This is a genomic window from Bradyrhizobium forestalis (assembly GCF_002795245.1).
Classification (GTDB): domain Bacteria; phylum Pseudomonadota; class Alphaproteobacteria; order Rhizobiales; family Xanthobacteraceae; genus Bradyrhizobium; species Bradyrhizobium forestalis.
Genome location: NZ_PGVG01000044.1, coordinates 13,883 through 38,573, shown reverse-complemented (window position 1 = coordinate 38,573; position 24,691 = coordinate 13,883). Strand labels below are relative to the sequence as shown.

The window sequence follows — 24,691 nt, the reverse complement described above, 5'->3', positions numbered from 1 at the left end:
ACATTGGCACGGAAAACTTCTTCCGCGTTTCGTCCTTTCGCATCAAGCAATCAATATCTGCGCCGAAGGCGATGGGAATGTTCGCACACGGGCGAACCTGATCCTGCATCGACGCGACCAAACCTCCGATTGACATCTTCCACGGAGATTTTCCAATGCGTTTTCTCTCGATGATTGCCGTTGCCGGCACCATGATTGCGAGCTCGGCCGGCGCCTTCGCCGCTGAGCTTCCCTCTTACGAAGTGACATCGTTTCCGATCTCGGCGACGCAGGTGCAGGTGCTCGGCGGCGCCGGCGTCGAGGAGCAGTCGGCAAGCCCTGCGATGACCGTCGCCGGCATGCCGGCCTCGCCCGCGCAGGTCTCGGTGCTGTCGCCGCGGATCAAGCAGCTCGCGAGCGCGGGTTCGGAAAACCAGGCGCACTAAGCTTCGCTTTGTCATTCCGGGTTCGGTGCTCCGCGCTGACCGGAATGGCACGCGCGTCTACGTCATGCTGCCCGGCATGAAGCAGCGCACGCGCGGATGGCCGTCGATATAGTGCTTCCACACCATGGTGCGGCCGATCTTGTTCGGAACGGTGATCACCGCACCGTCGGGCACCACGACCCATTCGTCGTCGATCCGCACGCGGTAGTGACCGCGATCGGACTCCCAATCGACATCGGCAATGACGTAGCCGTCGGCGTCGGAGCAGCACTGCCCGTATTCGCTATGCAGACTCTCGAACCAGGGTTTTAATGGCGAGTTGGCGTAGCGCCCGTCGTCGCGCGCCAGTGCCGCTGTAGCCAATAGCGCCATCAATCCCAGCAGCGTGGCGGCACACGATATTGCTCTCATGTTGTCTCCGCGGTCGAAGTGATCGCCGCGAGGCAAACGCTGCCGTCCGCCCTCCGCATGGTGCGCGGACGGCGTGGAGACGGCGACTCGCTCCCCCAGCAGCTTTGCCGACAGCTATGCAAATCCGGCGCCAGCGCGCATCCCGGGGAACTACTGGAGCGGGTCCGGCACGTGTTCGCCTTTCGGCGAAGATGGCCGCACAGGCTGGAGACCCGGTGGCGGGGAAGGCCCCTGCGCCAAAGCGAGAGCTATTGAGGCCGCGCAGTGCGCGACGTACGAGACCCTACTGCTTCGCCGGCGCCATCGCGCCACCCTTCTTCGCCGCGGGCGCCGGCGGCTTCGCGGCGGCAGCCTGCGCGGGCAGGTATTTTGCGACGATGGCAGGATCGACCTGGGCGATGTAGGCATCGGGTAAGCGCGTCCAGGTCTCGTCCTTGCCGAGCAGCGCGATGCCGAGATAGCCGCGCAGCGTCAGGGTCTGGCCGTCGGGGCTGACCCGCATGTTGGCCTTCCAGATCTGGCCGTCGCGCGGATTGAGCACGTTGCCGCCTTCGTACTTCAAGCCTTCGCGTTTCATATTGCGGACGAAGGAGATGCCGAGCACCGGCGCGTTCTTGCGATCGTCGGTGCACTTGGAGCAGACTTCGTTCGGATTGTCGGTTGGCCGCGGGAAGGTCTTGGCGATCACGCCTTCGAAGACGCCGGTGTGATCGATGAAGAGGAACCATCCGACTGTCTTGCCGTCTTCGACCTTCTGCCAGAGGCCCGCCGCCGTCGGCTCGGCGGTCTGCGCCGCACACGGCGTCACCGTCGCGAGCGACAATGCGAGCGCGAGGAAGGAGAGCAGCCGAGAGCTGGAAGAATTCCGCATTAGATCACCTTGCTATTCCACGACCGGAATGGCCGCAGACTACGGCGATTTCGCGAACGGTTCCAGCACCAGAAACATGGGGCATCGCCTCCCCGCTGCGTTGCGTCAGTTGACACCGAGCTTCTTTTGCAGGCTGGAGGACGAGGTCGTGTACTGGAACACGAGCCGCTTCTCCGGATAGACATAACGATGGGCTTTTTGCGACATCAGCGCGCCCTCGTGGAAGCCGCACAGGATCAGCTTGATCTTGCCGGGATAGGTGTTGATGTCGCCGATCGCGAAGATGCCGGATACGTTGGTCTCGAACGCGGATGTCTCGACCGGCACCAGATTGTTCTCCAGCGCAATGCCCCAGTTCGCCACCGGGCCGAGCTTCATGGTCAGCCCGAAGAACGGCAGCATGGTGTCGCAGGCAATCTCGCTCAAGCTGTTGTCGTTGCCCTTGATGGTCGCGCCGGTGAGCTTGCCGTCAGCGCCGGAGAGCGCGGTGACCTGGCCGAGCCGCAGATCCATCTTGCCGCCGGCGACCAGCGCACGCATCTGCTCGACGCTGTGCGGCGCGGCGCGAAACTCGTCGCGCCGATGCAGAAGCGTGATGCGCTTGGCCAGCGGATGCAGATTGAGCGTCCAGTCGAGCGCTGAATCGCCGCCGCCGACGATCAGCACGTTCTTGTCGCGGAACGTCTCCATCTTGCGTACGGCGTAATGCACCGACGTGCCTTCATAGGCCTCGATGCCCGGCACCGGCGGACGCTTGGGTTGGAACGAGCCGCCACCGGCCGCGATCACCACCACCTTGCATTCGAACACCTTGCCGGCATCGGTGGTGCAGCGGAAGGCGGGATCGCCGATCTTCTCCACGGTCTCGATCATCTCGCCGAGATGGAAGGTCGGATGGAACGGCTTGATCTGTTCCATCAGCGCGTCGGTCAGCCCCTGGCCGGAGACGTGCGGAATGCCGGGAATGTCGTAGATCGGCTTTTCCGGATAGAGCTCGGCACACTGGCCGCCGACCTTGTCGAGGATGTCGACGAAATGCGCCTTCATGTCGAGAAGGCCGAGCTCGAAGGCGGCGAACAGACCGCAGGGGCCGGCGCCAATAATCAGCACATCGGTTTTGATCACGTCGCTCATGTCGTCTCTTTATCGGTCGTTATCGGTTGGACGGAGCCCGTTGGGCAGAGGTGACCCTGCCTGTCTAGCCAACGGGGATGGAACAGGGAAGGCATAAAAGCGGGAGCACCCCGCGGCCGCGCCCACTTGCCGGGTCAGAATAACTGGGCTGTAACGGGATCCGATATGACGGAGATCAATCGGTGAACGCACCAGCCCGCCTCGACACGACGCCGCGCCTTGAGGACTATCCCTACCGTCTCAGCGACAACGTCCGCTTCGGCGATCTCGATCCCAACCAGCACGTCAACAACGCGGTCTACGCCACCTATTTCGAGACCGGCCGCGTCACGCTGATGAAGCTTCCCGAATACGGGCTAACCCCGCCAGGCCTCGCCTGGATCATGGTGCGGCTCGACATCCATTTCCGCGCCGAGCTGCACTGGCCCAACGCGATCGAGCTCGGCCTCGGCGTCGTGAAGCTCGGACGAACGTCGGTGACCTTCGAGCAGGTCGTGTTCTCGCAAGGAAAGTGCATCGCGTCGGCGACGTCGGTCGGCGTCTTGCTCGATGAGGCGACGCGGCGCCCCGCGCCGCTGACCGCAGAGGTGATCGAGAGGCTCAGACGCTGGCACAAGCGCGGCATCGAGGTCGTGCCGCCGAGCATGTAGTGTATTTTGAGACGATCAGGCCTGGCGTTCCGGCGTCGCCACGACGAGACCGTCCAGCTCGTCGGAAACCTTGATCTGGCAAGACAGGCGCGAATTCGGGCGCACGTCGAAGCCGAAGTCGAGCATGTCCTCTTCCATCGGCGTCGGGCTGCCGACCTTCTCGCGCCAGGCTTCGTCGACATAGACATGGCAGGTCGCGCAGGCGCAGGCGCCGCCGCATTCGGCCTCGATGCCGGGAATGCTGTTGCGGATCGCGGCTTCCATCACGGTTGCGCCGTTCTCGATTTCCACCGTGCGGGTTTCGCCCTTGTGGTCGACAAAGTGAATCTTGGCCATATGTGCTCGTACTGCCGCGGTGCTGGGAAGGTCCGGGCTGTCCTATAACGGGTCGGTCAGCCCGGCGCCATAGCGTTTTGATCCGAATTGAATCCCGTTTTGCGGGAAGAAAACGCGTCAAAACAAAAGACTAGAGCCCGGCTCCGACCGTATCGGCTTACGGCTTCAGGATCGCCTCGATGGCGGCGCGGGCCTCCGTCACCGCCTCTTTCAGCGCGGCGAAGGCATCGGGCCGGCCATGGCCGGTCCGGATCGCGGTCTCCAGGCTGGCTGCGGCATCGGCCACCGCAAAGGCGCCGATCCCTCGCGCCGACCCCTTGAGCTTGTGCGCGAGCGCGCCGGTCTCGGCCGGCACCGCAGCCATCGCCGCCAGCAGGCGGCCCGCCTGCTCGGCGAACATCGCCAGCACTTGCTGTTCCAGCTCGGTGTCGCCGAGCGTCATCCGGGAGAGGTGATCGAGGTCGAGCGGGCTGTAGGGTGCAAGCGGGGGCGACGGCATCCAGTCCATCCGTTGCAGTTCAGGCGTCATGGCACGGGCCCCGGCATCGCACGGCGGCCGCCGGTCCGGCGGTCAGGGTCCCCTCACCCAAGCATGAAAATGGTTAATGAAATGTTTGGGCTGTTTGACGTAGATCTGCCCGTTTATTGACAACAAGTTGCCGCAATCGGCCGAGTTCGGTGGAGAATTGCATTTATTGCTAAGGCGTTACGCCGCGATCCTGTTAACGATGATTAAGATTGTCTTAATCGCAGGCATTTCATTCGCGACGCTCTGCCAATAGGATGTTGCGGAAATTGGCGGACAAGCCGTCCGGGTGGGGACGGCTCGGAGATCCGCGCAAGCGGCATGATCCGGTCTGTGGGCTTGCGCCGCGCGCAGGGCTCGCGGGGGGACGCGTACAAGTAACAAGGGCTCGGACTGAACATGGCGAACACTCCGAAAAAGGTCAAAGACCCCACAGAAGTTGCGCTTTCTGCGATCCAGGAAGCACTGAACATCAGTGACACCGCTGCGGATACCAGCCGCAATGCGACGCTGCGCAACAACGAAACGGCGCCCCCGGTGCCGCCGCCCGCGCCCCCGATCTTCGACGAGCCGAGCTTCGAGCCGCGACCGGCCGCCAATGAGCGGGCGACCGTGTTCGACCAGGTCGAGGAGCCGCGCGCCTCGCGCCGCGCCGCCAATGACGACCGGGAGACCATCGGCCAGTTGCTCCAGGCGCTTCAGAAGGGCCGCCCTGCCCGCAGCGTCTACACCTTCGCCACCATCTTCGCCGGCATCTGGCTCGCCGCCTGCGCCGCGCTGACCGTCGGCTTCCTGCCCTCGATCCAGGCCGCCATGGGCCAGAGCGGCGGCGTGCTCGTCATCGCCGGTCTCGTCGCGATGTTCTTCGCGCCGATCATGCTGTTCTACTTCCTGGCGAGCCTCGTCTGGCGCGGCCAGGAAATGCGCATGATCGCGCAGGCGATGGCGCAGGTCGCGATCCGCTTCTCCGAGCCGGAAGGCTCGGCCTCCGATTCCATGGTCACCGTTGGCCAGGCAATCCGCCGTGAGGTCGCGGCGATGGGCGACGGCATCGAGCGCGCGATTGCGCGCGCCGGCGAGCTCGAGACGCTGGTCGCCAACGAGGTCGCGGCGCTCGAACGCGCCTATTCCGACAACGAGGTGCGCATCCGCGCCCTGCTCCAGGACATCGCGCATCAGCGCGACAATCTGGTCGGCCAGGCCGAGCAGGTCCGCAGCGCCATCTCCGGCGTGCAGATCGACCTGCGCCACGACATCGCGCTGATCTCGGACGCGATCGCCTCGCGCGTCGACGAGGTCGCCAAGTCCATCACCGGCGCGCTCGAAGAGCGCGGCGCCCACATCACCAGCGCCTTGAGCAATGCCGGCGACAACATGATCCTCGCGCTCGGCGAGCGCGGCGGCGACCTGCTCGACCGCCTCGAGGAAGCCAGCAACGAGACCACGCGCGCCGTGCTCGACGCCAGCGAGCGGCTGACCACCAGCCTCAACTTCAAGACCGGCCACGTCCACGACGAGTTCGTCGACCTCGCCGACCGCGTCCACGAGATGCTGAACGAGCGCATCGACCGCATCACCGGCGAGTTCGAGCAGCGTTCCGCCGCGATCGTCGACGGCATTTCCGAGCGTACCGAGCAGGTGCACGATTCCCTGAAGAACTCGTCGGACTCGCTGCTGCTCGAGCTCGAGCTGCGTTCCACCGACATCTCCGCCAAGATCGACGATGCCGGCACCCGCCTCGCCGGCCAGATCATGACGAGCGGCGACAAGGCGAGCGAGGCGCTCGACGCCACCGTCAACGCCCTGGTCGCGAAGGTCGTCAGCCAGACCGAGACCGCACACGACTCGCTGTCGCTGCAGATGAGCGCCTTCGACGAGCTGGTGAGGAACCAGGGCACCGAGCTGGTCGAGAAGTTCGCCCGCGACTCCGGCACGCTGGGCGCGCTGATCACGCGCCACATCTCCGAGTTCGACCGCACCGTGAAGACCTTCGGCGGCGAGATCGTCGAGCGCATGGGCCAGCGCACGGAGGACATCACCGAGACGCTGAAGACCTATGTCGACAATTTCGACACCCGCTTCACGGCGAACGGCGGCAAAATCACGGCGGTGCTCGACCAGCGCCTCGTGCAATTCGAGACCACGATCGGCGAACGCGTCAGCAATCTCGACGTCTCGCTGAACGGCAAGATCGCCAGCCTCGACGGCACGATCGAGGGCCACATCAGGACCTTCGACGAGCAGCTCGTCGGCCGCGTCGCCGCACTCGAACAGTCGTTCGACACCCGCGCGAAGTCCATGACCGAAACCATCGACGGACGCATCAACACGCTGGCGACGTCGCTGACCGACGGTGCTGCGCAGGCGATCCAGTCGATCGACTCCCGCCTCACCCACCTTACGACCTCGCTGACCGATGGCGCATCGCAGACCATCCAGTCGATCGACACGCGGCTGACGCACCTCACGACGACCCTCACCGGCGGCGCGTCGCAGGCGCTCGAATCCATCGACTCCCGCCTCACCTACCTGACCACCGCCGTGACCAACGGCGCCTCGCAGGCCGTGCAGTCGATCGACACGCGCCTCACGCTGCTGAGCTCGACGCTCACGGACGGCACCGCGCAGGCGATCGAGGCGGTCGACCGCCGCATCACCGGCGTCACCGAGATCATCGACGGCCGCAGCACGCATCTGACCGATACGGTCACGGCGCGCTTCCAGGACATCCAGCAGGCCATCGAGACCAAGGTCGGTTCGGTCGCCAGCGACATAGACGTGCGCGTGGCGCAGTTCGAGGACCTGCTCGGCTCGCGCGTCGAGGCCGTCGCCGGCCGCATCGAGAGCAGCGGACGCCAGGCCAGCGAGGACATGATGTCCCGCGCCGAGATGATCTCGACCGCGATCCGCTCGCATGTCGAGGACGCCGAGCGCTCGCTCACCAACCTCGTCGTCAACACCAGCGAGACGATCCAGACCGGCGCGCGGACTGCTCAGCAGTCGCTGCTGACGGTCTCCTCCGACGTCAACGCCCAGCTCAAGATGACCTCGGCCGAGGTCGAGCAGGCGCTGACCGCGGTCGGCACCGGTGCGGCGAACTCGATCCTGACCAGCGCCCGCGAAGCGCAGTCGACGCTGGTCGCGGCATCGGGCGAGGCCTCCAGCCAGATCAAGGGGCTCGCAGCCGACGTCGAACGCACGCTGTCGGCGGCGGGCTCCGCCACCGCAGCCTCGATCCTGGCCGGCGCCCGCGAGGTGCAGACCACCCTCGTCTCCGCCTCCTCGGATGCGGCCAGCCAGGTCAAGGCGCTCACCGCCGACGTGCAGCGCTCGCTGTCGATGGCCGGCACCACCACGGCGGAATCGATCACCGCCGGCGCCCGCGATGCGCAGAGCACGCTGATCGCGGCCTCGACCGAGACCGCCAACCAGATCAAGGCGCTGTCCTCGGACGTGCAGCGCTCGCTCACGATGGCGGGCACCTCGACGGCCGAAACCATCATGAGCGGCGCCCGCGAGGCCCAGAGCACGCTGGTCACGGCGTCCTCGGATGCGGCGAGCCAGGTCAAGTCGCTCGCGGTCGAAGTGCATCGTTCGCTCTCGCAGGTCGGCCAGACGACCGCCGAGACGATCACCACCAGCGCCCGCGACGCCCAGAGCACCCTGCTCGCGGTCTCGGCCGAACAGACCAGCCAGGTCCGTTCGCTCGCGGCCGAGATGCAGCGCGCGCTGGCGACCGCCGGCGGCGCCACCATCGAGGCGCTCACCAGCGGTGTTCGCGAGGCCCAGGGCTCACTGATCTCCGCCTCGACCGATGCGGCGAGCCAGATCAAGTCGCTGACGACGGACATCGAGCGCACGCTGACCGCGGTCGGCGCCGACACCGCCTCGACCATCCTCAACAGCGCGCGTGAGGCGCAGATCTCGCTGACCTCGACCTCGGCCGACGCCGCGAGCCAGATCCGCACCATCTCGACCGAGATCGAGCGTACGCTGAGCGCAGCCACCACCAACGCGACCAGCGACATCCAGACCAGCGCGCTCAACGCCCAGAACGCGCTGATCTCCGCCTCCAACGAGGCGAGCTCGCGGGTCAAGTCGAGCTCGGCCGACGTCGAGCGCTCGGTGCTCGCCGCCAGCTCCAGCTTCGGCCAGGCCATGACCGGCAAGACCGACGAGATCGTCACCTATGTGCAGCAGCAGGCCGACCGTCTGTCGAACATGATCGACGCCAAGCGCGGCGCACTGGTCGACGCGATCGGCTCCAAGACCAGCCAGCTCACGCTCGACATCGACCGCGTCACCTCCGACGCGCTGAAGTCGATCGAGACGCGCGGCCAGGCCTTCTCGCAGACCATGATGGGCAACGGCTCGGAAGTCGCCCGCACCATCAACGCGGCGAGCGAGATTGCGACCAGCGCGGTCGGAAAGTCGCTCAAGGACCTCGAGCAGGCCTCGCGCTCCGCGATCGACCAGTCGCGCCAGGTCTCGATCGCAGCCGTCACCGAGATGCAGGAGACCAGCAAGATCCTGCGCACCGACACGGTGGCCCTGTTCGAGCGTCTGCGCGAAGGCAACATCCTGCTCCAGGAGGTGCTGACCGGTGCGCACGACAACCTCAACTCGCTCGAGCGGGCGCTGGTGACCCGCGTCGCCGACTTCGTCTCGGCGATGAACGACGTCACCTCGCGCAACGGCGCTGCGACGCAGAACCTGGAAGAGCAGCTCAACGTCTTCAACAGCAAGACCACGAAGGCGCTCCAGGATCTCGGCGAGCTGTCGACCCAGTTCGACAAGCACGGCCAGGCGCTGGTCCAGGCCGCGCAGGTCGTCGAGCAGAGCAACAAGAACACCACCGCCTCGCTCGCCGAACGCAAGCAGGCGCTGGAATCGCTCGTCACCACGATCGACCTGCGCACGGCCGATCTCGACCAGCGGCTGTCGCGCTTCACTGGCCTGCTCGATGAATCGCTGGCGGCCGCCGAAGAGCGCGCCCGCGACATCGCCCGCGTCGTCGCCGAGACCGCCGGCGCAGGCTCGGCCGCGATCACCCGCCAGTTCGAGGCGGTGCGTGCGGCGTCCGAGGAGGAGCCCCGCCAGACCATCGAGGCGATGCACGCCATCTACCGCCAGACCACGGACGAGGCGGATGCGATGTTCAAGCAGTCGACCGAGAAGTTCACCAACCTCGTCTCCAGCATGAAGCAGATGGCGTTCGAGATGCACAACGAGCTCGAAGCCACCCGCAACGAGCTGCGCCGCGGCGTGCTCGAGATGCCGCAGGAGGCCGCCGAGAGCACGGCGCAGATGCGCAAGGTGATCGTCGACCAGATCGAGGCCCTCGCCGAGCTCAACCGCATCGTGGCCCAGCACGGCCGCGGCCTCGACGGCACCACGGCGGGCCGCGCTTCCGTCGCCGTCCAGCGCCAGGAAGAGCCGATGATGGCCGCCGTCGGTGGCCGGGCTACCGAGACCCGCATGCGCGACACCGGCAGCGCCTCGACGCTGCCGCCGCCGGACCTCGGCATGCCGGCTCCCTCGCGCCGCACCGAAGCGCCGCCGGTTGCACCTGGCGGCAACGACCAGGGCCGCGACGGCTGGCTGTCGGACCTCCTCAACCGGACGGACGCCAATCAGGGCACCCCGACCGGACGTGAGGCTCCGCGTGGCCGTGCCGCCCCCGCGCCGCAGCCGCAGGCCCCGCAAGCAAGCGGCAATCCGCTGGAATCGCTGTCGCTCGACATCGGCCGGCTGATGGACCGCAACCTCGCCGCCGAGATGTGGGACCGCTACCAGCGCGGTGAGAACAAGGCCTTCACCAAGCGCCTCTACACGCCCGCCGGCCAGAAGGCCTTCGACGAGGTCGCCCGCAAGTACCGCGCCGACCGCAACTTCAAGGGCACGGTCGACCGCTACGTCGCCGAGTTCGAGCGCCTGCTCGACGAAGTCGCCCGCGACGGCCGCGGCCCGCAGGAGCTGCGCAGCCACCTGATCTCGGAAACGGGGCTGGTGTACACCCTGCTCGCGCATGCGGCGGGACGGCTGGGGTGAGCGGAAGCTCGCCAATGGCGAACAGCGAATAGCGAAATGAAAGCGGAGCCCTCGAAGGCTCCGTTTTTGTTTGCTTGTGCCCCGGACGCGGCGCAGCGCTTCTTCAGCGGTGCGCTGCAGAGCCGGGGCCCATCTCTCAACCTGTTCCGTGTTGCCTTCTAGATCCCGGCTCTGCGCGGCAACGCTTATGCGTTGCCGCTTGTCGGGACACGCCAGCGAAAGGCGACGCCTATTACCGCCTGCCGCTCGCGGCTGGCGCTGCGGCCGGCTTCGGCGGCTCGGGTGGCGGGGCTGCTTGCGATGAATTGCTGGCGCCGAACAGGACGCGGGTCGGGTTGCGGTCGAAATTGTTCACGGCGCGGCTGATGTCGCCGAGGGTGCGGCGGCCATCGCTCATCAGCGCGCCAGAGCGCTTGTCGAAATCCTCGGCCAGCTCGCGGATCGACTTCACCGCCTGGAACAGCTCGCCGCCGTCCTTGCCGCCGGCCAGCGTGTTGAGGCCGAGCATGAGATTGTCGGCCTTGAGCATGACGCCGTCGACCTTGGCCATCACGCCGTCGATCTTCTCGGAGTTGCGGGCGAGCGAATTGGTGAAGGTCTCCAGATTCTTCAGCGAGTTCTTCACCGTCTCCTGATTGTCGGCGACGATCTTGTTGATGTTCTGCAGCGTGGCGCGGATCGCCTCGGTGACGTCCTGGAGCTTGTTGGGATCCGCCGTGAGCGTCGGGATGCCGTCCTGGTCGAGCGGCGGCGGGGCCGCGGCCTCATCGCCGCCCTTGAGCGAGATTGCGGCGACGCCCGTGAGGCCCTGGAATTCGAGGCCGACCAGCGTGTCCTTGCGGATCGGGGCGTTGTTCTCGATCATGGCGAGTGCGACAACCCGCCGCGGGTTGTCCAGCTTCACCGAGACCACCTCGCCCACTCGGATACCGTTGAAGTTGACGCTGCCGCCGTTGCGCAGGCCCGCCGCGGGCCCCTCGAACACGACGCGCAGGGGGCTGCGCTGCTTGGTGGTGTGCAGCGACTGAAACCACAGCACGAAGCCGATCGCGGCGGCGATCACCGCCAGCGTGAACGAGCCGATCAATACGTAATTCGCCCGCGTTTCCATCAGGTGCTCCGGTTACTCAACCCAGCTACTCAACCCATGACCGCGCGGGCGCGCTTGCCATGGAAATACTGCCTCAGCCAGGGATGCTGCGAGGCCTGCATGTCGGCGATCGACCCTGCCGCAATGATCTTACCGTTCCCTAAAACGGCGATGCGGTCACATGCGGTGTAGAGGCTGTCGAGGTCGTGGGTTACCATGAAAACGGTCAGCCCCAAAGTGCGCTGGAGCGTCCTCACCAGCTCGTCGAAGTCGCCGGCGCCGATCGGGTCGAGGCCCGAGGTCGGCTCGTCCAGGAAGACGAGGTCGGGATCGAGCGACAGCGCGCGCGCCAGCGCCACGCGCTTGATCATGCCGCCGGAGAGCTCGGACGGGAAGCGTTCGGCGACTTCGGGCTTGAGCCCGACCATGGTGAGCTTGGCCATGGTGATCTCGTCCATCAGCCGCTGCGAGACGCGCAAATATTCGCGCATCGGAAACTGGATGTTCTGCCGCACGGTCAGCGAGGAGAACAGCGCGCCCTGCTGAAACAAGACGCCCCAGCGCCGCTCGACGTTGCGGCGCTGCGACGTGCTGGAGGAATCGAGGTCGACGCCGAACACCTCGATGGAGCCCGCCACCTTCGGCACGAGGCCGATGATGGTGCGCGTCAGCACCGATTTGCCCGCGCCCGAGGGGCCAACGAAGCCAAGGATCTCACCGCGCTTGACGTCGAGGTTGAGCCCGTCGAGCACGCGTGTGCTGCCGAACTGCACGGTGATGTCGCGGACGCGGATGATGGGATTTTGAATCTCGCTTTGAGCTTCTCTTGCCATCGTCACATCCCGATCGAGGCGAAGAAGATGGCGAACACTCCGTCCATGACGATGACGAAGAAGATGCCCTTCACCACCGACGCCGTGGTGTGCTGACCCAGCGATTCCGCGCTGCCCTGCACGGCGAGCCCTTCGACGCAGGCGACGATGCCGATCACGGCGGCCATCACCGGCGCCTTGACGATGCCGACGATGAAATGATCGATCGAGATGGCGTCGCGCAGGCGCAGCAGGAAGGCCTCCGGCTGGACGCCGCCATAGAGCCAGGCGACCAGACCGCCGCCATAGAGCGCGGCCATCGCGCCGAGGAAGGCGAGGATCGGCAACGCCAGCACGAGCGCCATCATGCGCGGCAGCACCAGGACCTCGATCGGATCGAAGCCCATGGTGCGCAGCGCGTCGATCTCCTCGCGCATCTTCATCGAGCCGAGCTCGGCGGTGTAGGCGCTGCCGGATCGGCCCGCGACCATGATCGCGACCAGCAGCACGCCGATCTCGCGCAGCACCAGCACGCCGAGCATGTCGACGACGAAGATGTCGGCGCCGAAGCGGCGGAAGTGGAAGATACCTTGCTGCGCGATGATGCAGCCGATCAGGAAGGTGATCAGCACGATGATCGGCACCGCGCGCCAGCAGACCTGCTCCATGTGGTGCACGGTCGAGGTCAGGCGGAACGAGCGCGGATGGATCAGGACGCGAAAACCCGCCGCGAGCACGGCGCCGAGCATGTCGACGAGGCCTGCCACCGTGCCGGCGACGCCAGCCACGGCCCGGCCGATCTGCTCCAGCATGCCGGTGATGGTGATCGGGCTGCTGTCGACCACGGCCGTCGCCCTGACCCGCCGCACCTCGTCGACGAGGCTGGAATAATTGGCGGAAAGCCCCGCGATCTGCGCCTCGACGGGTCCTTTGGTCAGGCTGCGGCGCAGCCGCTCGATCAGCCAGGCGCCGAAAGTATCGAGCTTGGCGACCTCGGAGACGTCGATGAAGATGTTTTGCGGACCGCCGGCGAGCTTCTCGGCGTCAGCCACCATCCGCTCCAGGACCGGCGCAAAGCTCGCGGTCCAGGTCCCGGTGGCGCAGAGTGCCAGCGCGTTGCCCTTGGCAATCCGCTCCAGCTTCGGATCGCCGCTCAAGATGTCCGCTCCCGTGCCGAGGCGCAGGAAACGGATAGAATCGGATGGTTGCGCACGCGCCCTTACCCAGAGAAGGTATCCCCAACTGCCCATTGTTAGTTGCTAGAGGTAACTAGCAGGTTCAGATTTCGCCAGAGTTCAAAATGACTTCCAGCAAACTTGTGTCTCTGACGGCCCGAATCGAGCGCTTCCCGATCGCCGGCAGCTTTACCATCAGCCGGGGGGCCAAGACCGAGGCCGTGACTGTTATGGCGGAGGTCAGCCGGGACGGCCTGACCGGTCGCGGCGAGTGCGTGCCCTATCCCCGCTACGGCGAGACGCCCGAGGCGACGCTGGCCGCCATCCAGGCCATGCAGGAGGCCGTGGCGGGCGGGCTGACGCGGCAGGCCCTCCAGGCCGCCATGCCGCCCGGTGCGGCCCGCAACGCCCTGGATTGCGCCCTGATCGACCTCGAGGCCAAGGCGGCGGGCTTGCGCGCCTGGAACCTGCTGGACCGCCCGGTCCCGGGCGAGTGCACCACGGCCTACACGATTTCGTTAGGGACGCCTGAGGCCATGGCCGCGGCGACCGCCAAGGCCGCGCACCGGCCGCTGCTCAAGATCAAGCTCGGTGGCGACGGCGATTCGGAGCGCATCGCGGCCGTGCGCAGGGCTGCCCCCGAATCCGAGCTGATCGTGGATGCCAACGAGGCCTGGACCGAGGCCAATCTGGAGCACAATCTTGCCGCCTGCGCCGCGGCCGGCGTCACCCTGGTGGAGCAGCCGCTGCCGGCGGGCACGGACGAGGCGCTGGCAAGGATTAAGAGGCCGCTAGCGGTCTGCGCCGACGAGAGCGTGCATGACCGCTCTTCGCTCGCGCCGCTCCGCGAACGCTACGACGCCGTGAACATCAAGCTCGACAAGACCGGCGGCCTCACCGAGGCCCTTGCCATGGCCGATGCCGCCCAAGTGCTCGGCTTCGAGATCATGATCGGCTGCATGGTCGCGACCTCGCTATCGATGGCGCCTGCGATGCTGGTGACGCCGCAGGCGCGTTTCGTCGATCTCGACGGCCCGCTGCTGCTGGCGCGCGACCGCGACCACGGCCTGCGTTATGACGGCAGCCTGGTCTATCCGCCGGACGCCTCGCTCTGGGGATGAGCGATCAGCCGATGCCGCGCCGACCAGATCAGAATGGCACCGGCAGCGGCCATCGCGGCCATGACGTAATAGACGCCATCACCGATGCGGGCATAGATCGCGCCTGAGGCGATCGACGTTGTTGCGCCGAGCAGCCCGTTGCAGGCGGCATAATAGCCCTGCCCGCGCGCGATCTGATGCGAGGGCACACGCTGCACCAGCAGATTCATGGTGCCGAGGATGGTCATGCCGAAGCTGAAGCCATGGCCGAGCTGGGCGATCGCGAGCAGCGCGAGCGGCGGCTCGCTGGCGGTGACGATCCAGCGCAGCACGGCGCTCAAGCCCCCGATCGCCATCAGCGTGGACGGATGCAGCGAGAAGCGCGGCGACAGCGCGAACACCACGATCTCGGCGATCACGCCCAGCGTCCACAGCGCCGCGATGGTCAGCCCGCTGATGCCACGCAGCTGCCAGTTGATGGCCGAGAAGGTGTAAAAGGCGATGTGGCTGCTCTGGATCAACGCCGCCGATGCGATCACGGCCCAGAAGCCGGCATCGCGCAGCAGCGCCTTGCCGGCATGCCTCTCCGGCGTCCTCCGCCCGAGATCGTCGAGCGGCTGAAGCAGCAGGCTGGCGAGAACCGCAACGACGGCCCACGCCACGATGACCCAGATCAGGTCGCGCGGTGCGATGACGTCGACGAGATAGCCGCAGGCGAGCGAGCCGGCCGCAAACGCGGCTGAGCCCCACAGCCGCAACGGTCCGTAGTCGAGCCCGTAGCGGGCAACGCCGCGCAGCGCGTAGGCGTCGGTCAGCGGCATCGTCGGCGTCCATATGATGCAAGTCAGCGCGTAGATCAGGAACAGCGCCAGCGGCGGCTGCTGCTGCAGCAGGCCGACGGCCGAAAATCCGATCGCCGTCGCCAGCACCGACACCATGATGCCGGCGCGAATGGCATGTCGCTTTTCGGCAAAGGCCGTGACCTGCGGCAGCGTGGTGAAGCGCGTGATCGCCGGCAGCGCGTTGATGAGGCCGATCCAGGCCGCGTCCACGCCGATCGCCTTCAGCCACACCGGGAAGAACGGCATATGCGTGCCCAGAACCGCGAAGAAGGCCGAATAGAACACAGCGAGGTTCACGGCGAATCGCCGCTTCTTCGCTGCCGCGATGGGGATTTGTGATTCGGATTGCATCAAACCAATTGCGATTCGGTCGATATCGTGGTGATCGTTACAGTAACGCGCACTGATTTGCGCGACGAGATTGTCATGGCCAACGAAGCATTCGCCCTCTCGCCCATGTCTGCCCGCGCGGCCGAGCCGAACGAGCAGGATTACGACGCGATCCGCGAAGCCTTCATGGAGACCGCGCGCGGCCGCTGGTTCCTCGGCGAATACGCCAAGCGCAACCGCAATGCCGACACAAGCATGGTGCTCGACGCGGTCGCCAGAATCGAAGAAACCCTTGCGGCACAGCGGCAACCCGTCGTCGAGGATCGCCTGCCCGAGGCGCTGGTCGAGATTCGCCGCGCCATTCGCGAGGCCGAGACGATCGCACTCGCAGCGTTCGATCCCGCCGCGATCGAGGCCAGCCTCGCGCCGATCCCGCGCGGGGTGCGCATCATCAAGGAGATCTCCTGGCGCTGGCGCGAGATCGGCGCCGACGGGCGAATCTGCGACCTCATTGATTCGCAGCTCGCTTCGATCGAGACCGCCTGCGGACAGATCTCGACCCTCGATCCTCGCGTCGAGCTCAAGGCTGCGTTCGATCTGCTGAAGGATCGGGTCGAGCAGCTCGACGGCGGCGGCGCAACGCCGCAGGAGGCGTCATCGTCCGTCGCAGAAGCCTCGCCTGTCGAGACGGCGCCCGCGGCGATGGCCAGCGAAGCACCCCTGGCTTTTACGGAGACGCAGCAGGAGATCGCAGCAGCTCCCGAGGTCGAAGCAGCCGCCGTCACTGAGACCGCCGCCATTGCCGAGCAGGCCATGGACGCGGCCGCCGAAGACGCAGCGCTCGACCATGTCATGCCTGATGATGCCGAGCTCGAAGGTGTCTCGTTTGAAGAGCCGGCCACTGAAGCGGCCGCCTTGACCGAGGCAAGCGACGAGTTCTCGCTCGACGCCGCTGCGGAAGCCGAGGACGAAGCCATCCTCGAGGCCATCGCGATGGAGATGGCCGCGCCTGATCCTGATTTCGACGAGATCATCGAGCCGGTCGAGACGGTCGCGCCAACGCCGGAACCGATGGCCTCGGACATCGCAACGCCCGTTGCCGCCGCGCTGCCGGAACCGATCGCAGCTGAGCCGATCGTCACTGAAGAGTCCCCCGCCGACGCGCCGATCGCGATGGACTCGCTCGCGCGCCTCACCGACGCCATCGCGGAAGCCGCCGCCGAAGTGATGGAGCAGCAGGCCCCGGCCATGGCGGCCACGGCAACATTCGCGGCAGCGCCGACCGCGACGCTGCCGATGCCCTCGCCCCTGCCTGCGCCCTTGCCCGAGCCCTCGCTCGGCGCCACCATCCTCGCCAGCGGCATCTTGCAAAAACCCCGCGCACCGGCCAACGACCCGCTCGCCCCCATCCGCCGCATGACCCAGGCCGAGAAGATCGCGTTCTTTTCGTAAGGCCTCAACTCTCGTGTCCCGGACAAGCGAAGCGCGGAGCCGGAACCCAGAGGCCGCAAACTCCCCTGCAACATGGGCCCCGGCTCTGCAGCGCACCGTCGAACTGGACGATGCTTCGCATCGCCAGGGAGACGCTGCGCTGCGTCCGGGGCACGAGCGCGAGAACGACGCGCACACCCTCTCACCATCAAGCCAACCGTTAACTCCGTCATCCTGAGGCGCGAGGCGCACGATGCGCAGCGTCGTGCGGGGAGCCTCGAAGGATGAATGGCCCCGATGCAGCCGGGCCGTCGCCCTTCGAGGCTCGCCGAAGAGGCGAGCGCCTCAGGGTGACGGTGATGGATGAGTACCCATGATGACGGCGCGATCAGCCCCTCATCCGCAATTCCAGATCGGCCCGATCGGTGTGCGCGTCCAGCACGGCCCGAAGCTGCCGCCATTGTAGCGGCCGCCGTTGAAGCCGGGACGGCCGAAATAGTGCCACTCGCCATCCCAGCGGTAATATTGCGGAACCGGGTCGATGTACCAGTGGCGCCGGTCGGCGCGCGACAGGCGGCGCATGGCGTCCTTCTGCTTGTAGAGCGGAATGCTGTTGCTCAGCGGCTGACGATAGCCCGGCAGAAAACCGTAGCCCTTCCAGACCGGCTTGGGACGCTTTTGCACGGGCTCAGCGGGTGCGACAGTGGGCAGCAGCGACAGGGTGATGGCAACGAATAGACACACAAGGCGAGGCATGGATCGACCATAGACAGGCGGATGCGAGAAGGCCATTCAAATTCGAGTGCTGGCTGAAGGTCGCCATGTGCGGGATCATCGCACACGAGATCGCATCCGCTTTGCATCCAGCGGTGCGTCGATCGAACGCAGCCCCGCTAGCTGATCACGCCCTTCCTGATCAGGAAGCAGCCATAGCCCCTGCTGTCGCCGACCTGCACCACGCCGAAACCCGCCCCTGCCGCGCGATAAAAATCCGGACGCGCAAGCTTGCCGGGCGTGATGGCGCGCCCGGCGGCCCGAGCGATCTCCGCCAGCACCGCGCGCTGCACCTCGGGCACGCGGTCGGGATCGTCGACCGGCATCATCACACGCACCGGATCGGGATCGAAATCGTCGAGCGGATAGACCGACATGATGGCGCGGATGGCGACCTCCATGCTCATGCCCGGCAGCTGGATCAGGCGCTGTGATGCGGTGCTCTGCGCGATGCGGGTGGCCGGGTGGTTGGCATCGACGAAAACGAGGTCGTCGCCGTGCCCCATCGCGGCGAGCAGCCAGAGCAGGTCGGGCGTCAGGATCGGATCGATCGATTTCAGCATGTGTCCTCCCAATCGATCGCTCACCATAGCAGGTTCCAAGCGTGATTCAGATCACGTCCGCCGCCATGGTGATAGGGATCACGGACCGCAAGCTCGAACGCGGTCAGGCTTCCTCGCAACCAATCTCCCATCGAGATGAGTGCCAGAGGAGCACGCCATGTTCCACCTAAAGCCTTTCCTGATGACGGCTAGCCTCCTGGGAAGCCTGTTCGGCTTCGCCTGCGGGCCCGTTTCCGCGCAAGTCGCCCCGGCCCAGCCGGCTCCCGCCGCGCTGCAAGGCCCGGAGCAGCGGGTGGCGCTGGTGATCGGCAATGCGAACTACCAGAACGCGCCGCAACTTGCGAACCCCGACGATGACGCGCAATCGATGGCGCAGTTCCTGAACTCCGCCGGCTTCGAGGTGGTCGCCGCGACCGATCTGACCCAGAACGACATGCTGCGCGTCGTCCAGGACTTTTCCGCCAAGGTCGCCTCGCGCGGTCCGAACACGGTGGCGATGGTCTATTACGCCGGTCACGGCGTGCAGCTCGCCGGCGAGAACTATCTCGTTCCCGTCGACGCCAAAGTGTCCAGCCCGGCCGAGCTCGTCAACAATTCGGTGCGTCTCGTCGACGTGATGTCGACGCTGGAGACGATCCCGAGCCGCATGCGCATCGTCATCCTCGATGCCTGCCGCAACAACCCCTTCCCCCAGGTCAACGACGCCGGCCGGGGCCTTGCCATCGTCGATGCGCCGAACGGCTCGATCGTCGGCTACTCGACCGCGCCGGGCGCCGAGGCGCTCGACGGCACCAATGGCCACAGCCCTTACACGCAGGCCTTCCTGAACGTCGCGCGTGAGCCCAACGTGCCGATCGAGCAGCTGTTCAAGCGCGTGCGCCTGCAGGTCAACCAGACCACCAGCGGCGCGCAGATCCCGTGGGAGAGCTCGTCGCTGACGAGCGACTTCACCTTCTTCGGTAACACCGCGGTTGCCGCCAACCGTGCGCCCGTGAATGCGCCGGTCGTGCAGATGGCCTCCAACCTGCCGAGCCGCTCGACGCGCCAGGCCTATGACTACGTCGTGTCCGAGGGCCGTCCGGAATATTATCAGGAGTTCATCCAGATGTATCCGCACGACCCGCTGTGCGACCACATCCGCTGGCTGCTCAAGAACCTCCTGATCTCGCAGGCCTGGCACAAGGCGGTGCTCGCCAACTCGCCGCTTGCCTACAAGAGCTTCTATGACAGCTACGGTAATAGCCCCTATGCGCAGGTCGCGCTGAAGCTGCAGACGCAGCCGAAGCAGATCCCCCTGATGCAGGCGACCAAGTTCCTGGCGCCGCAGACCATTGCCCCCACCATCAAGATCGGCAATCTCGGCCAGCCCAAATACATGCCGCTGCAGCAGGGTAATGGCGCGCAGGTGAACGGCAATCTGCCGCTCGTGCAGAAACCGGTCGACGGCAACGTCATCGGCAAGCCCGGCAATGGCGGCCAGATCGTCAACCTGCCCGCGCCGACCAACGGCAAGGGCGGCATCAGCAAGATCGTGACACTGCCTGCGACCAATAATCCGCAGAGCGGCGGCGATAATGCCGGCACGGCCAACGGCTCTTCTGGCAAGATCGTGAGCATGCCGGTGAATGTCGGCAAAGGCGGCACGAAGGTCGACGTGAAGCCGGTCAATGTTCAGACGCAGAACCAGCCGATCCGCATCAACAACGGCAACACCGGCATCGTGAAGCCCAACAACAACCCGGTGAACAAGGTGCAGGTGCAGAACAACGTGCAGAACAACCGTCCGCAGCTCAACACGGTGCCGAACCGCACGGTCAACAGCAACAACAACTTTCGGCAGTCGATGAACCAGGCGCCGAGCATGAACGGCGGCGGCAACCGTCGCGGCGGCTTCATGCACTGACCAGGCTGTAATACGCACACGACACAGGGGCAGAGCGGCGACGCTCTGCCCCTTCTTCATGTCAGTTCTTGTCATTCCGGGATGCGCCGTGAGGCGCAGGCCCGGAATCCATTGTGCGGCAGAGACGGTGGGGAAATGGATTCCGGGCTCTCGCTTCGCGAGCCCCGGAATGACGGCTAAGCCACCAGCTCGGCGAACAGATCCGCATCGACATTGCCGCCGGAGAGCACGATGACGACGTTCTTCCCGGAGACGTCGAGGCGACCGGCGAGCAGCGCGGCAAGACCGACGGCGCCGCCGGGCTCCACCACGAGCTTGAGCTCGCGATAGGCGAATGCAACAGCCGCGCCGACTTCGGCATCGGACGCCGTGACGCCGCGCGCGAGCAGCTTGCTGTTGATCGCAAAGGTCATCTCACCAGGCATCAAGGCCATCAGCGCGTCGCAGATGGTGCGGCCTGCCGGCGGATGCGGCTCGCGATGGCCGGCGGTCAGTGAGATGCCGTGATCGTCGAATGCCTCGGGCTCGGCCACCACGATCTCGGCTGACGGATAGCGCGCCTTCACCGCCGTGGCGACACCCGCGATCAGGCCGCCGCCGGAGGCCGGCGCCACCACGATGTCGGGGCTGAGGCCGAGCGTTGCCATGTCTTCCGCAATCTCGCGGCCGGCGGTGCCCTGCCCCGCGATCACGAAGGGATCGTCATAGGGTTTTACAAGTGTCGCGCCGCGCTTCTCGGCGATGCCGCGTGAGATCGCTTCGCGGTCGTCCTTGTCGCGATCGTACAGCACGACCTCGGCGCCGTAGGATTTGGTGCGCTCGCGCTTGGACAGCGGCGCATCCGCGGGCATCACGATGGTGGCCTGCATGTCGAGGATTTTTGCCGCCGCCGCCACGCCCTGGGCGTGGTTGCCGGAGGAGAACGCAACGACGCCGCCGGCGCGCTTGTCCTGTGGGATCGAGAACACCTTGTTGAAGGCGCCGCGAAACTTGAACGAGCCGGTGCGCTGGAGCATCTCCGGCTTCAGGAAGACCTTTGCGCCAACGCGCTCGTTGAGCACGGGAAAGGACAACAGCGGGGTGCGGATGGCGTAAGGCGCGATCACGCGCGCTGCGGCATCGATGTCGGCAGGGCCGATCGGGAGGAGCTGTTCGGTCATGGCGGAATGTTATCGCGGCCGATGAGGCCCGGGCAAGACACCTCCGTGCGAGGTTTTTTTCCCGACTAGGCCACGAAGCGTGGCTGTTCCGCCCCGTTCCGGCCGGGCAGCACCGCCCCGACCGCCTCAATGCTCGCCACAAAGACCCGCGCCGAGGCTTCCCAGGTGTGGTTGGCGGCAAACGCGACGCAATCCTGCCGGGAAATGTCGAGCGCGGCGAAGCAGGCGCTGCGCAGATCGTGATCGAGCGCGCCGACCGGCGCATCGCCGATCACGTCGCGGGGTCCCTTCACGGGGAAGGCCGCCACCGGCAGGCCGCTGGCGAGCGCTTCCAGCAGGACCAGGCCGAAGGTGTCGGTCTTGCTGGGGAACACGAAGACGTCGGCGGCCGCATAGATATCCGCCAGTTCCTCGCCATGCTTCTCGCCGAGGAAGATCGCATCGGGATAGGCCTCTTCCAGCGAGGCGCGCGCCGGGCCATCGCCGACGACCACCTTGGTGCCGGGCAGGTCGAGGTCCAGGAACGCCTCGAGATTCTTCTCCACCGCGACCCGGCCGACCGACAGGAACACGGGTGCGGGCAGGCAGAGATCAATGACGCGGGGATGGAACAACCTTGTGTCCACGCCGCGCGGCCACAGCACGACATTGTCGAAACCGCGCTCGGTCAATTCGCGCGCGAGCGCAGGGGTCGCCGCCATCACGGCGCGGCTGGGGCTGTGGAATCGCCGGAGTGCCCGCCAGATCAGCGAGCCCGGGACCGGCACGCGGGCGCGGACATATTCGGGGAAACGGGTGTGGAAGCTGGTCGTGAACGGCAGCTTGCGCTGGCGGCAATAGCGGCGGACCATCAAGCCGATCGGCCCTTCGGTCGCGATGTGGATGCTGTCGGGACGCGCCTCTTCGATCAACCTCGCGATCCGCGCCGGACGCGGCATCGCGAGGCGCACGTCGCGATAGCTCGGCATCGCAAAGGTACGGAACGATTGTGGCGTCAGGAACGCGAATTCGACGCCGAGGCTCTTGCCGGCGTCAGCGAGCTTGGTCAGCGTCCGAACCACACCATTGACTTGCGGGTGCCAGGCGTCGGTCGCGACCAGGATGCGCATCAGGCGGCCCTCATTACGCAGCTCTTGCCGCGACCTGCGGAACGGCTGCCGGCCTTTGCAGATGGTCCGCCCAGGTGATGATCTCGAAATGGCCGTCGTCATGCTCGACCAGGGCCGTGCAGCTCTCGACCCAGTCGCCGCAATTCATGTAGCGGATGCCGGCCTCGTCGCGGATGACGGCGTAGTGGATGTGGCCGCAGATCACGCCGTCGGCTTCGTGACGTCGCGCCTCGGCCGCGAGCGCCTGCTCGAACGCGCCGATATAGTTGACGGCGTTCTTGACCTTCTGCTTGGCCCATTGCGACAGCGACCAATAGGGCACGCCGAACAGGCGGCGGAAGAAGTTGACCAAGCGATTCATCTGGATCGCGAAGTCGTAGGCCTTGTCGCCGAGATGGGCGAGCCAGCGCGCGTTCTGCACCACGAGGTCGAAGATGTCGCCGTGGATGACGAGATAGCGCTTGCCGTCCACGCCGGTGTGAACCGTGTTCTCGACCACGTCGATGCCGCCGAAATGCGTGCCGTAATAGTTGCGCAGGAACTCGTCGTGATTGCCGGGAATGTAGATGACCTTGGCGCCCTTGCGCGCCTTGCGCAAGAGCTTCTGGACGAGGTCGTTATGCGATTGCGGCCAGTGCCAGCTCGACTTCAGCGCCCAGCCGTCGACGATGTCGCCGACGAGATAGATCGTGTCGGCATCATGGTAGCGCAGGAAGTCGAGCAGAAGGTCGGCTTGAGAACCGCGGGCCCCGAGATGAACGTCGGAGATGAACAACGTGCGAAAGCGCCGCTCCGGGCTTTCGTCACTCACATCGTAACTTCCCATGCGCCAGCCTGTAACAATGTCCCGTGACAGGGGGATGACCGATTGAACCTTGAGGCACCTCAGATACGAATCAAACTTCGCCTCGCCCAACCCGCGAATATCAGTCGCATGCGACAATCAGGCGACATGGCGCCGCAGGGCCTTCTAAGATCAGTTTCGCGACGGAGCCCACGAGGTAGGTACGCTCCCTCCCCCGCTTGCGGGGGAGGGTTGGGGAGAGGGTGTTTCCCCCGGTGGGATTCCCCAAGAGGAGAAAGCCCTCACCCGGCGCTTCGCGCCGACCTCTCCCGCAAGCGGGAGAGGTGAACGGCCCGCGTCAGTAGAATTTGTGGAAATGATGGATCGGCCCATGGCCGTGTCCGACGCTGAAGCGGTCGGCAGCGGCGATCGCGGCGCTGATCCAGGCCTTGGCGTTGCGCACGGCGTCTTCCAGGACCTCGCCCTTGCCCAGCCCCGCGGCGATGGCCGAGGACAACGAGCAGCCCGTGCCATGGGTGTTCTTGGTGGCGAGGCGGGGCGCTGCGAGCGCGATCGTGGTGTCGGCGCCGACGAGATAATCGATGCTCTCCGCGCCCTCCCCATGCCCGCCCTTGACCAGGACGGCGCGGCAGCCGAGCGACAGCAGGCGGCGCCCCTGACGTTCGATCTCGGCCTCGCTGGCCGCCACCGGCTCGTCGAGCAGAGCCGCGGCTTCCGGCAGGTTCGGCGTGATCACGGTGGCCAGCGGTATCAAGCTGGTGCGCAGGGCGTCGACGGCCTCAGAGGCCAGCAGGCGGTCGCCGGAGGTCGCCACCATGACGGGATCGAGCACCACGTTCCGCGGCGCCCAGCGCGACAGCGCGGCCGCGATGGCGTCGATGCTGGCGGCCTGGGCCACCATGCCGATCTTCACCGCGCCGATGTCGAGATCGGAGAACACCGCGTCGATCTGTGCGGTGACGAACTCGGCCGGCACGGCGTGAATGCCGGTAACGCCGCGCGTGTTCTGCGCCGTCAGCGCCGTGATCACGGAGGCGCCGTAGACGCCGAGCGCGGCAAAGGTCTTCAGGTCCGCCTGGATACCGGCGCCGCCGCTCGAATCGGAGCCGGCGATGGTGAGCGCGACCGGGGTCGTCATCGCGGAATGCATTTGCTTGAGGACGCCGCCATGGCCTGTCCTAGCGCGCCCGCGG

21 protein-coding genes are annotated in these 24,691 nt (G+C 66.2%); 6 read left to right on the top strand and 15 right to left on the bottom strand.

Features of this window, described 5'->3' with window-relative positions:
* Positions 1 to 155: 155 nt before the first annotated feature.
* Positions 156 to 425 carry a hypothetical protein gene (locus CVM73_RS33040; RefSeq protein ID WP_100235955.1) on the top strand — a complete coding sequence of 90 codons (270 nt, stop codon included), beginning with the start codon at positions 156 to 158 and terminating at the stop codon, positions 423 to 425.
* A gap of 57 nt (positions 426 to 482) precedes the next feature.
* Here CVM73_RS33040 and CVM73_RS33035 read toward each other — a convergent pair whose 3' ends face one another.
* The 3 genes from CVM73_RS33035 to CVM73_RS33025 form a co-directional block, all read right to left on the bottom strand.
* Entirely contained in the window at positions 483 to 836 is a 354-nt protein-coding gene (locus CVM73_RS33035) for a hypothetical protein (RefSeq protein WP_100235954.1), read from the bottom strand.
* Between the two features lie 283 nt (positions 837 to 1,119).
* Positions 1,120 to 1,707: a DUF2147 domain-containing protein gene (locus tag CVM73_RS33030; RefSeq protein ID WP_100235953.1), complete on the bottom strand. Its 588-nt coding sequence runs from the start codon at positions 1,705 to 1,707 to the stop codon at positions 1,120 to 1,122.
* A 105-nt stretch (positions 1,708 to 1,812) separates the two neighbouring features.
* The gene (locus CVM73_RS33025; protein WP_100235952.1) at positions 1,813 to 2,841 is read right to left on the bottom strand and encodes an NAD(P)/FAD-dependent oxidoreductase; all 1,029 of its coding nucleotides are present in this window, start codon (positions 2,839 to 2,841) and stop codon (positions 1,813 to 1,815) included.
* Positions 2,842 to 3,023: 182 nt separating this feature from the next.
* Between CVM73_RS33025 and CVM73_RS33020 the strand changes: the two genes are divergently transcribed.
* Complete coding sequence (locus tag CVM73_RS33020) at positions 3,024 to 3,491, top strand: acyl-CoA thioesterase (protein ID WP_100235951.1); 468 nt, start codon at positions 3,024 to 3,026, stop codon at positions 3,489 to 3,491.
* A gap of 15 nt (positions 3,492 to 3,506) precedes the next feature.
* On the opposite strand, the gene CVM73_RS33015 is transcribed toward CVM73_RS33020, so the two are convergent.
* Together CVM73_RS33015 and CVM73_RS33010 are read right to left on the bottom strand one after the other, a co-directional pair.
* Entirely contained in the window at positions 3,507 to 3,827 is a 321-nt protein-coding gene (locus CVM73_RS33015) for a 2Fe-2S iron-sulfur cluster-binding protein (RefSeq protein WP_008143731.1), read from the bottom strand.
* Positions 3,828 to 3,984: 157 nt separating this feature from the next.
* Complete coding sequence (locus CVM73_RS33010) at positions 3,985 to 4,356, bottom strand: Hpt domain-containing protein (protein ID WP_100235950.1); 372 nt, start codon at positions 4,354 to 4,356, stop codon at positions 3,985 to 3,987.
* 396 nt (positions 4,357 to 4,752) lie between these two features.
* Between CVM73_RS33010 and CVM73_RS33005 the strand changes: the two genes are divergently transcribed.
* Positions 4,753 to 10,404, top strand: a complete 5,652-nt coding sequence (locus tag CVM73_RS33005; RefSeq protein ID WP_100235949.1) for an apolipoprotein A-IV repeat region-like domain-containing protein — start codon at positions 4,753 to 4,755, stop codon at positions 10,402 to 10,404.
* Between the two features lie 232 nt (positions 10,405 to 10,636).
* Here the strand turns inward: CVM73_RS33005 and CVM73_RS33000 are convergent, their stop codons facing one another.
* From CVM73_RS33000 to CVM73_RS32990, 3 genes are read right to left on the bottom strand one after another with little or no spacing between them, the layout of a single operon-like run.
* Positions 10,637 to 11,515, bottom strand: a complete 879-nt coding sequence (locus tag CVM73_RS33000; RefSeq protein WP_100235948.1) for an MlaD family protein — start codon at positions 11,513 to 11,515, stop codon at positions 10,637 to 10,639.
* A gap of 29 nt (positions 11,516 to 11,544) precedes the next feature.
* Complete coding sequence (locus CVM73_RS32995) at positions 11,545 to 12,327, bottom strand: ABC transporter ATP-binding protein (RefSeq protein ID WP_167407193.1); 783 nt, start codon at positions 12,325 to 12,327, stop codon at positions 11,545 to 11,547.
* 2 nt (positions 12,328 to 12,329) lie between these two features.
* Positions 12,330 to 13,463 (bottom strand): MlaE family ABC transporter permease, encoded by a 1,134-nt coding sequence (locus tag CVM73_RS32990; RefSeq protein ID WP_100235946.1) that lies wholly within the window; start codon positions 13,461 to 13,463, stop codon positions 12,330 to 12,332.
* A gap of 143 nt (positions 13,464 to 13,606) precedes the next feature.
* On the opposite strand from CVM73_RS32990, the gene dgcA reads away from it, so the two are divergent.
* Positions 13,607 to 14,602 carry an N-acetyl-D-Glu racemase DgcA gene (dgcA, locus tag CVM73_RS32985; RefSeq protein ID WP_100235945.1) on the top strand — a complete coding sequence of 332 codons (996 nt, stop codon included), beginning with the start codon at positions 13,607 to 13,609 and terminating at the stop codon, positions 14,600 to 14,602.
* Here the strand turns inward: dgcA and CVM73_RS32980 are convergent.
* Positions 14,572 to 15,774, bottom strand: a complete 1,203-nt coding sequence (locus CVM73_RS32980; protein WP_100235944.1) for an MFS transporter — start codon at positions 15,772 to 15,774, stop codon at positions 14,572 to 14,574. The genes dgcA and CVM73_RS32980 overlap by 31 nt on opposite strands.
* A 75-nt stretch (positions 15,775 to 15,849) precedes the next feature.
* Between CVM73_RS32980 and CVM73_RS32975 the strand changes: the two genes are divergently transcribed.
* Positions 15,850 to 17,205, top strand: a complete 1,356-nt coding sequence (locus tag CVM73_RS32975; protein ID WP_167407192.1) for a hypothetical protein — start codon at positions 15,850 to 15,852, stop codon at positions 17,203 to 17,205.
* A 375-nt stretch (positions 17,206 to 17,580) separates the two neighbouring features.
* Here the strand turns inward: CVM73_RS32975 and CVM73_RS32970 are convergent, their stop codons facing one another.
* Together CVM73_RS32970 and CVM73_RS32965 are read right to left on the bottom strand one after the other, a co-directional pair.
* On the bottom strand, positions 17,581 to 17,940 hold the full coding sequence (locus CVM73_RS32970; protein ID WP_167407191.1) for a hypothetical protein: 360 nt from the start codon (positions 17,938 to 17,940) through the stop codon (positions 17,581 to 17,583).
* Between the two features lie 137 nt (positions 17,941 to 18,077).
* Positions 18,078 to 18,521 carry an RbsD/FucU family protein gene (locus CVM73_RS32965; RefSeq protein WP_100235942.1) on the bottom strand — a complete coding sequence of 148 codons (444 nt, stop codon included), beginning with the start codon at positions 18,519 to 18,521 and terminating at the stop codon, positions 18,078 to 18,080.
* 157 nt (positions 18,522 to 18,678) lie between these two features.
* On the opposite strand from CVM73_RS32965, the gene CVM73_RS32960 reads away from it, so the two are divergent.
* Positions 18,679 to 20,424 (top strand): caspase family protein, encoded by a 1,746-nt coding sequence (locus CVM73_RS32960; RefSeq protein ID WP_167407190.1) that lies wholly within the window; start codon positions 18,679 to 18,681, stop codon positions 20,422 to 20,424.
* Between the two features lie 176 nt (positions 20,425 to 20,600).
* Here CVM73_RS32960 and CVM73_RS32955 read toward each other — a convergent pair whose 3' ends face one another.
* The 4 genes from CVM73_RS32955 to thiD form a co-directional block, all read right to left on the bottom strand.
* On the bottom strand, positions 20,601 to 21,584 hold the full coding sequence (locus CVM73_RS32955; RefSeq protein ID WP_100235940.1) for a threonine/serine dehydratase family protein: 984 nt from the start codon (positions 21,582 to 21,584) through the stop codon (positions 20,601 to 20,603).
* Positions 21,585 to 21,649: 65 nt separating this feature from the next.
* Complete coding sequence (locus CVM73_RS32950) at positions 21,650 to 22,693, bottom strand: glycosyltransferase family 4 protein (RefSeq protein ID WP_100235939.1); 1,044 nt, start codon at positions 22,691 to 22,693, stop codon at positions 21,650 to 21,652.
* A 13-nt stretch (positions 22,694 to 22,706) separates the two neighbouring features.
* Positions 22,707 to 23,519: a UDP-2,3-diacylglucosamine diphosphatase gene (locus CVM73_RS32945; protein ID WP_100235938.1), complete on the bottom strand. Its 813-nt coding sequence runs from the start codon at positions 23,517 to 23,519 to the stop codon at positions 22,707 to 22,709.
* Positions 23,520 to 23,835: 316 nt separating this feature from the next.
* Positions 23,836 to 24,636, bottom strand: a complete 801-nt coding sequence (gene thiD, locus CVM73_RS32935; RefSeq protein WP_100235937.1) for a bifunctional hydroxymethylpyrimidine kinase/phosphomethylpyrimidine kinase — start codon at positions 24,634 to 24,636, stop codon at positions 23,836 to 23,838.
* Between the last annotated feature and the right edge of the window lie 55 nt (positions 24,637 to 24,691).

Excerpts from the sequence above, each read along its gene's own strand:
- CVM73_RS33040 (WP_100235955.1), top strand. The coding sequence starts at position 156 with ATGCGTTTTCTCTCGATGATTGCCGTTGCCGGCACCATGATTGCGAGC.
- CVM73_RS33035 (WP_100235954.1), bottom strand. The coding sequence starts at position 836 with ATGAGAGCAATATCGTGTGCCGCCACGCTGCTGGGATTGATGGCGCTA.
- CVM73_RS33030 (WP_100235953.1), bottom strand. The coding sequence starts at position 1,707 with ATGCGGAATTCTTCCAGCTCTCGGCTGCTCTCCTTCCTCGCGCTCGCA.
- CVM73_RS33025 (WP_100235952.1), bottom strand. The coding sequence starts at position 2,841 with ATGAGCGACGTGATCAAAACCGATGTGCTGATTATTGGCGCCGGCCCC.
- CVM73_RS33015 (WP_008143731.1), bottom strand. The coding sequence starts at position 3,827 with ATGGCCAAGATTCACTTTGTCGACCACAAGGGCGAAACCCGCACGGTG.
- CVM73_RS33010 (WP_100235950.1), bottom strand. The coding sequence starts at position 4,356 with ATGACGCCTGAACTGCAACGGATGGACTGGATGCCGTCGCCCCCGCTT.
- CVM73_RS33005 (WP_100235949.1), top strand. The coding sequence starts at position 4,753 with ATGGCGAACACTCCGAAAAAGGTCAAAGACCCCACAGAAGTTGCGCTT.
- CVM73_RS33000 (WP_100235948.1), bottom strand. The coding sequence starts at position 11,515 with ATGGAAACGCGGGCGAATTACGTATTGATCGGCTCGTTCACGCTGGCG.
- CVM73_RS32995 (WP_167407193.1), bottom strand. The coding sequence starts at position 12,327 with ATGGCAAGAGAAGCTCAAAGCGAGATTCAAAATCCCATCATCCGCGTC.
- dgcA (WP_100235945.1), top strand. The coding sequence starts at position 13,607 with ATGACTTCCAGCAAACTTGTGTCTCTGACGGCCCGAATCGAGCGCTTC.
- CVM73_RS32980 (WP_100235944.1), bottom strand. The coding sequence starts at position 15,774 with ATGCAATCCGAATCACAAATCCCCATCGCGGCAGCGAAGAAGCGGCGA.
- CVM73_RS32975 (WP_167407192.1), top strand. The coding sequence starts at position 15,850 with ATGGCCAACGAAGCATTCGCCCTCTCGCCCATGTCTGCCCGCGCGGCC.
- CVM73_RS32970 (WP_167407191.1), bottom strand. The coding sequence starts at position 17,940 with ATGCCTCGCCTTGTGTGTCTATTCGTTGCCATCACCCTGTCGCTGCTG.
- CVM73_RS32965 (WP_100235942.1), bottom strand. The coding sequence starts at position 18,521 with ATGCTGAAATCGATCGATCCGATCCTGACGCCCGACCTGCTCTGGCTG.
- CVM73_RS32960 (WP_167407190.1), top strand. The coding sequence starts at position 18,679 with ATGTTCCACCTAAAGCCTTTCCTGATGACGGCTAGCCTCCTGGGAAGC.
- CVM73_RS32955 (WP_100235940.1), bottom strand. The coding sequence starts at position 21,584 with ATGACCGAACAGCTCCTCCCGATCGGCCCTGCCGACATCGATGCCGCA.
- CVM73_RS32950 (WP_100235939.1), bottom strand. The coding sequence starts at position 22,693 with ATGCGCATCCTGGTCGCGACCGACGCCTGGCACCCGCAAGTCAATGGT.
- CVM73_RS32945 (WP_100235938.1), bottom strand. The coding sequence starts at position 23,519 with ATGGGAAGTTACGATGTGAGTGACGAAAGCCCGGAGCGGCGCTTTCGC.
- thiD (WP_100235937.1), bottom strand. The coding sequence starts at position 24,636 with ATGACGACCCCGGTCGCGCTCACCATCGCCGGCTCCGATTCGAGCGGC.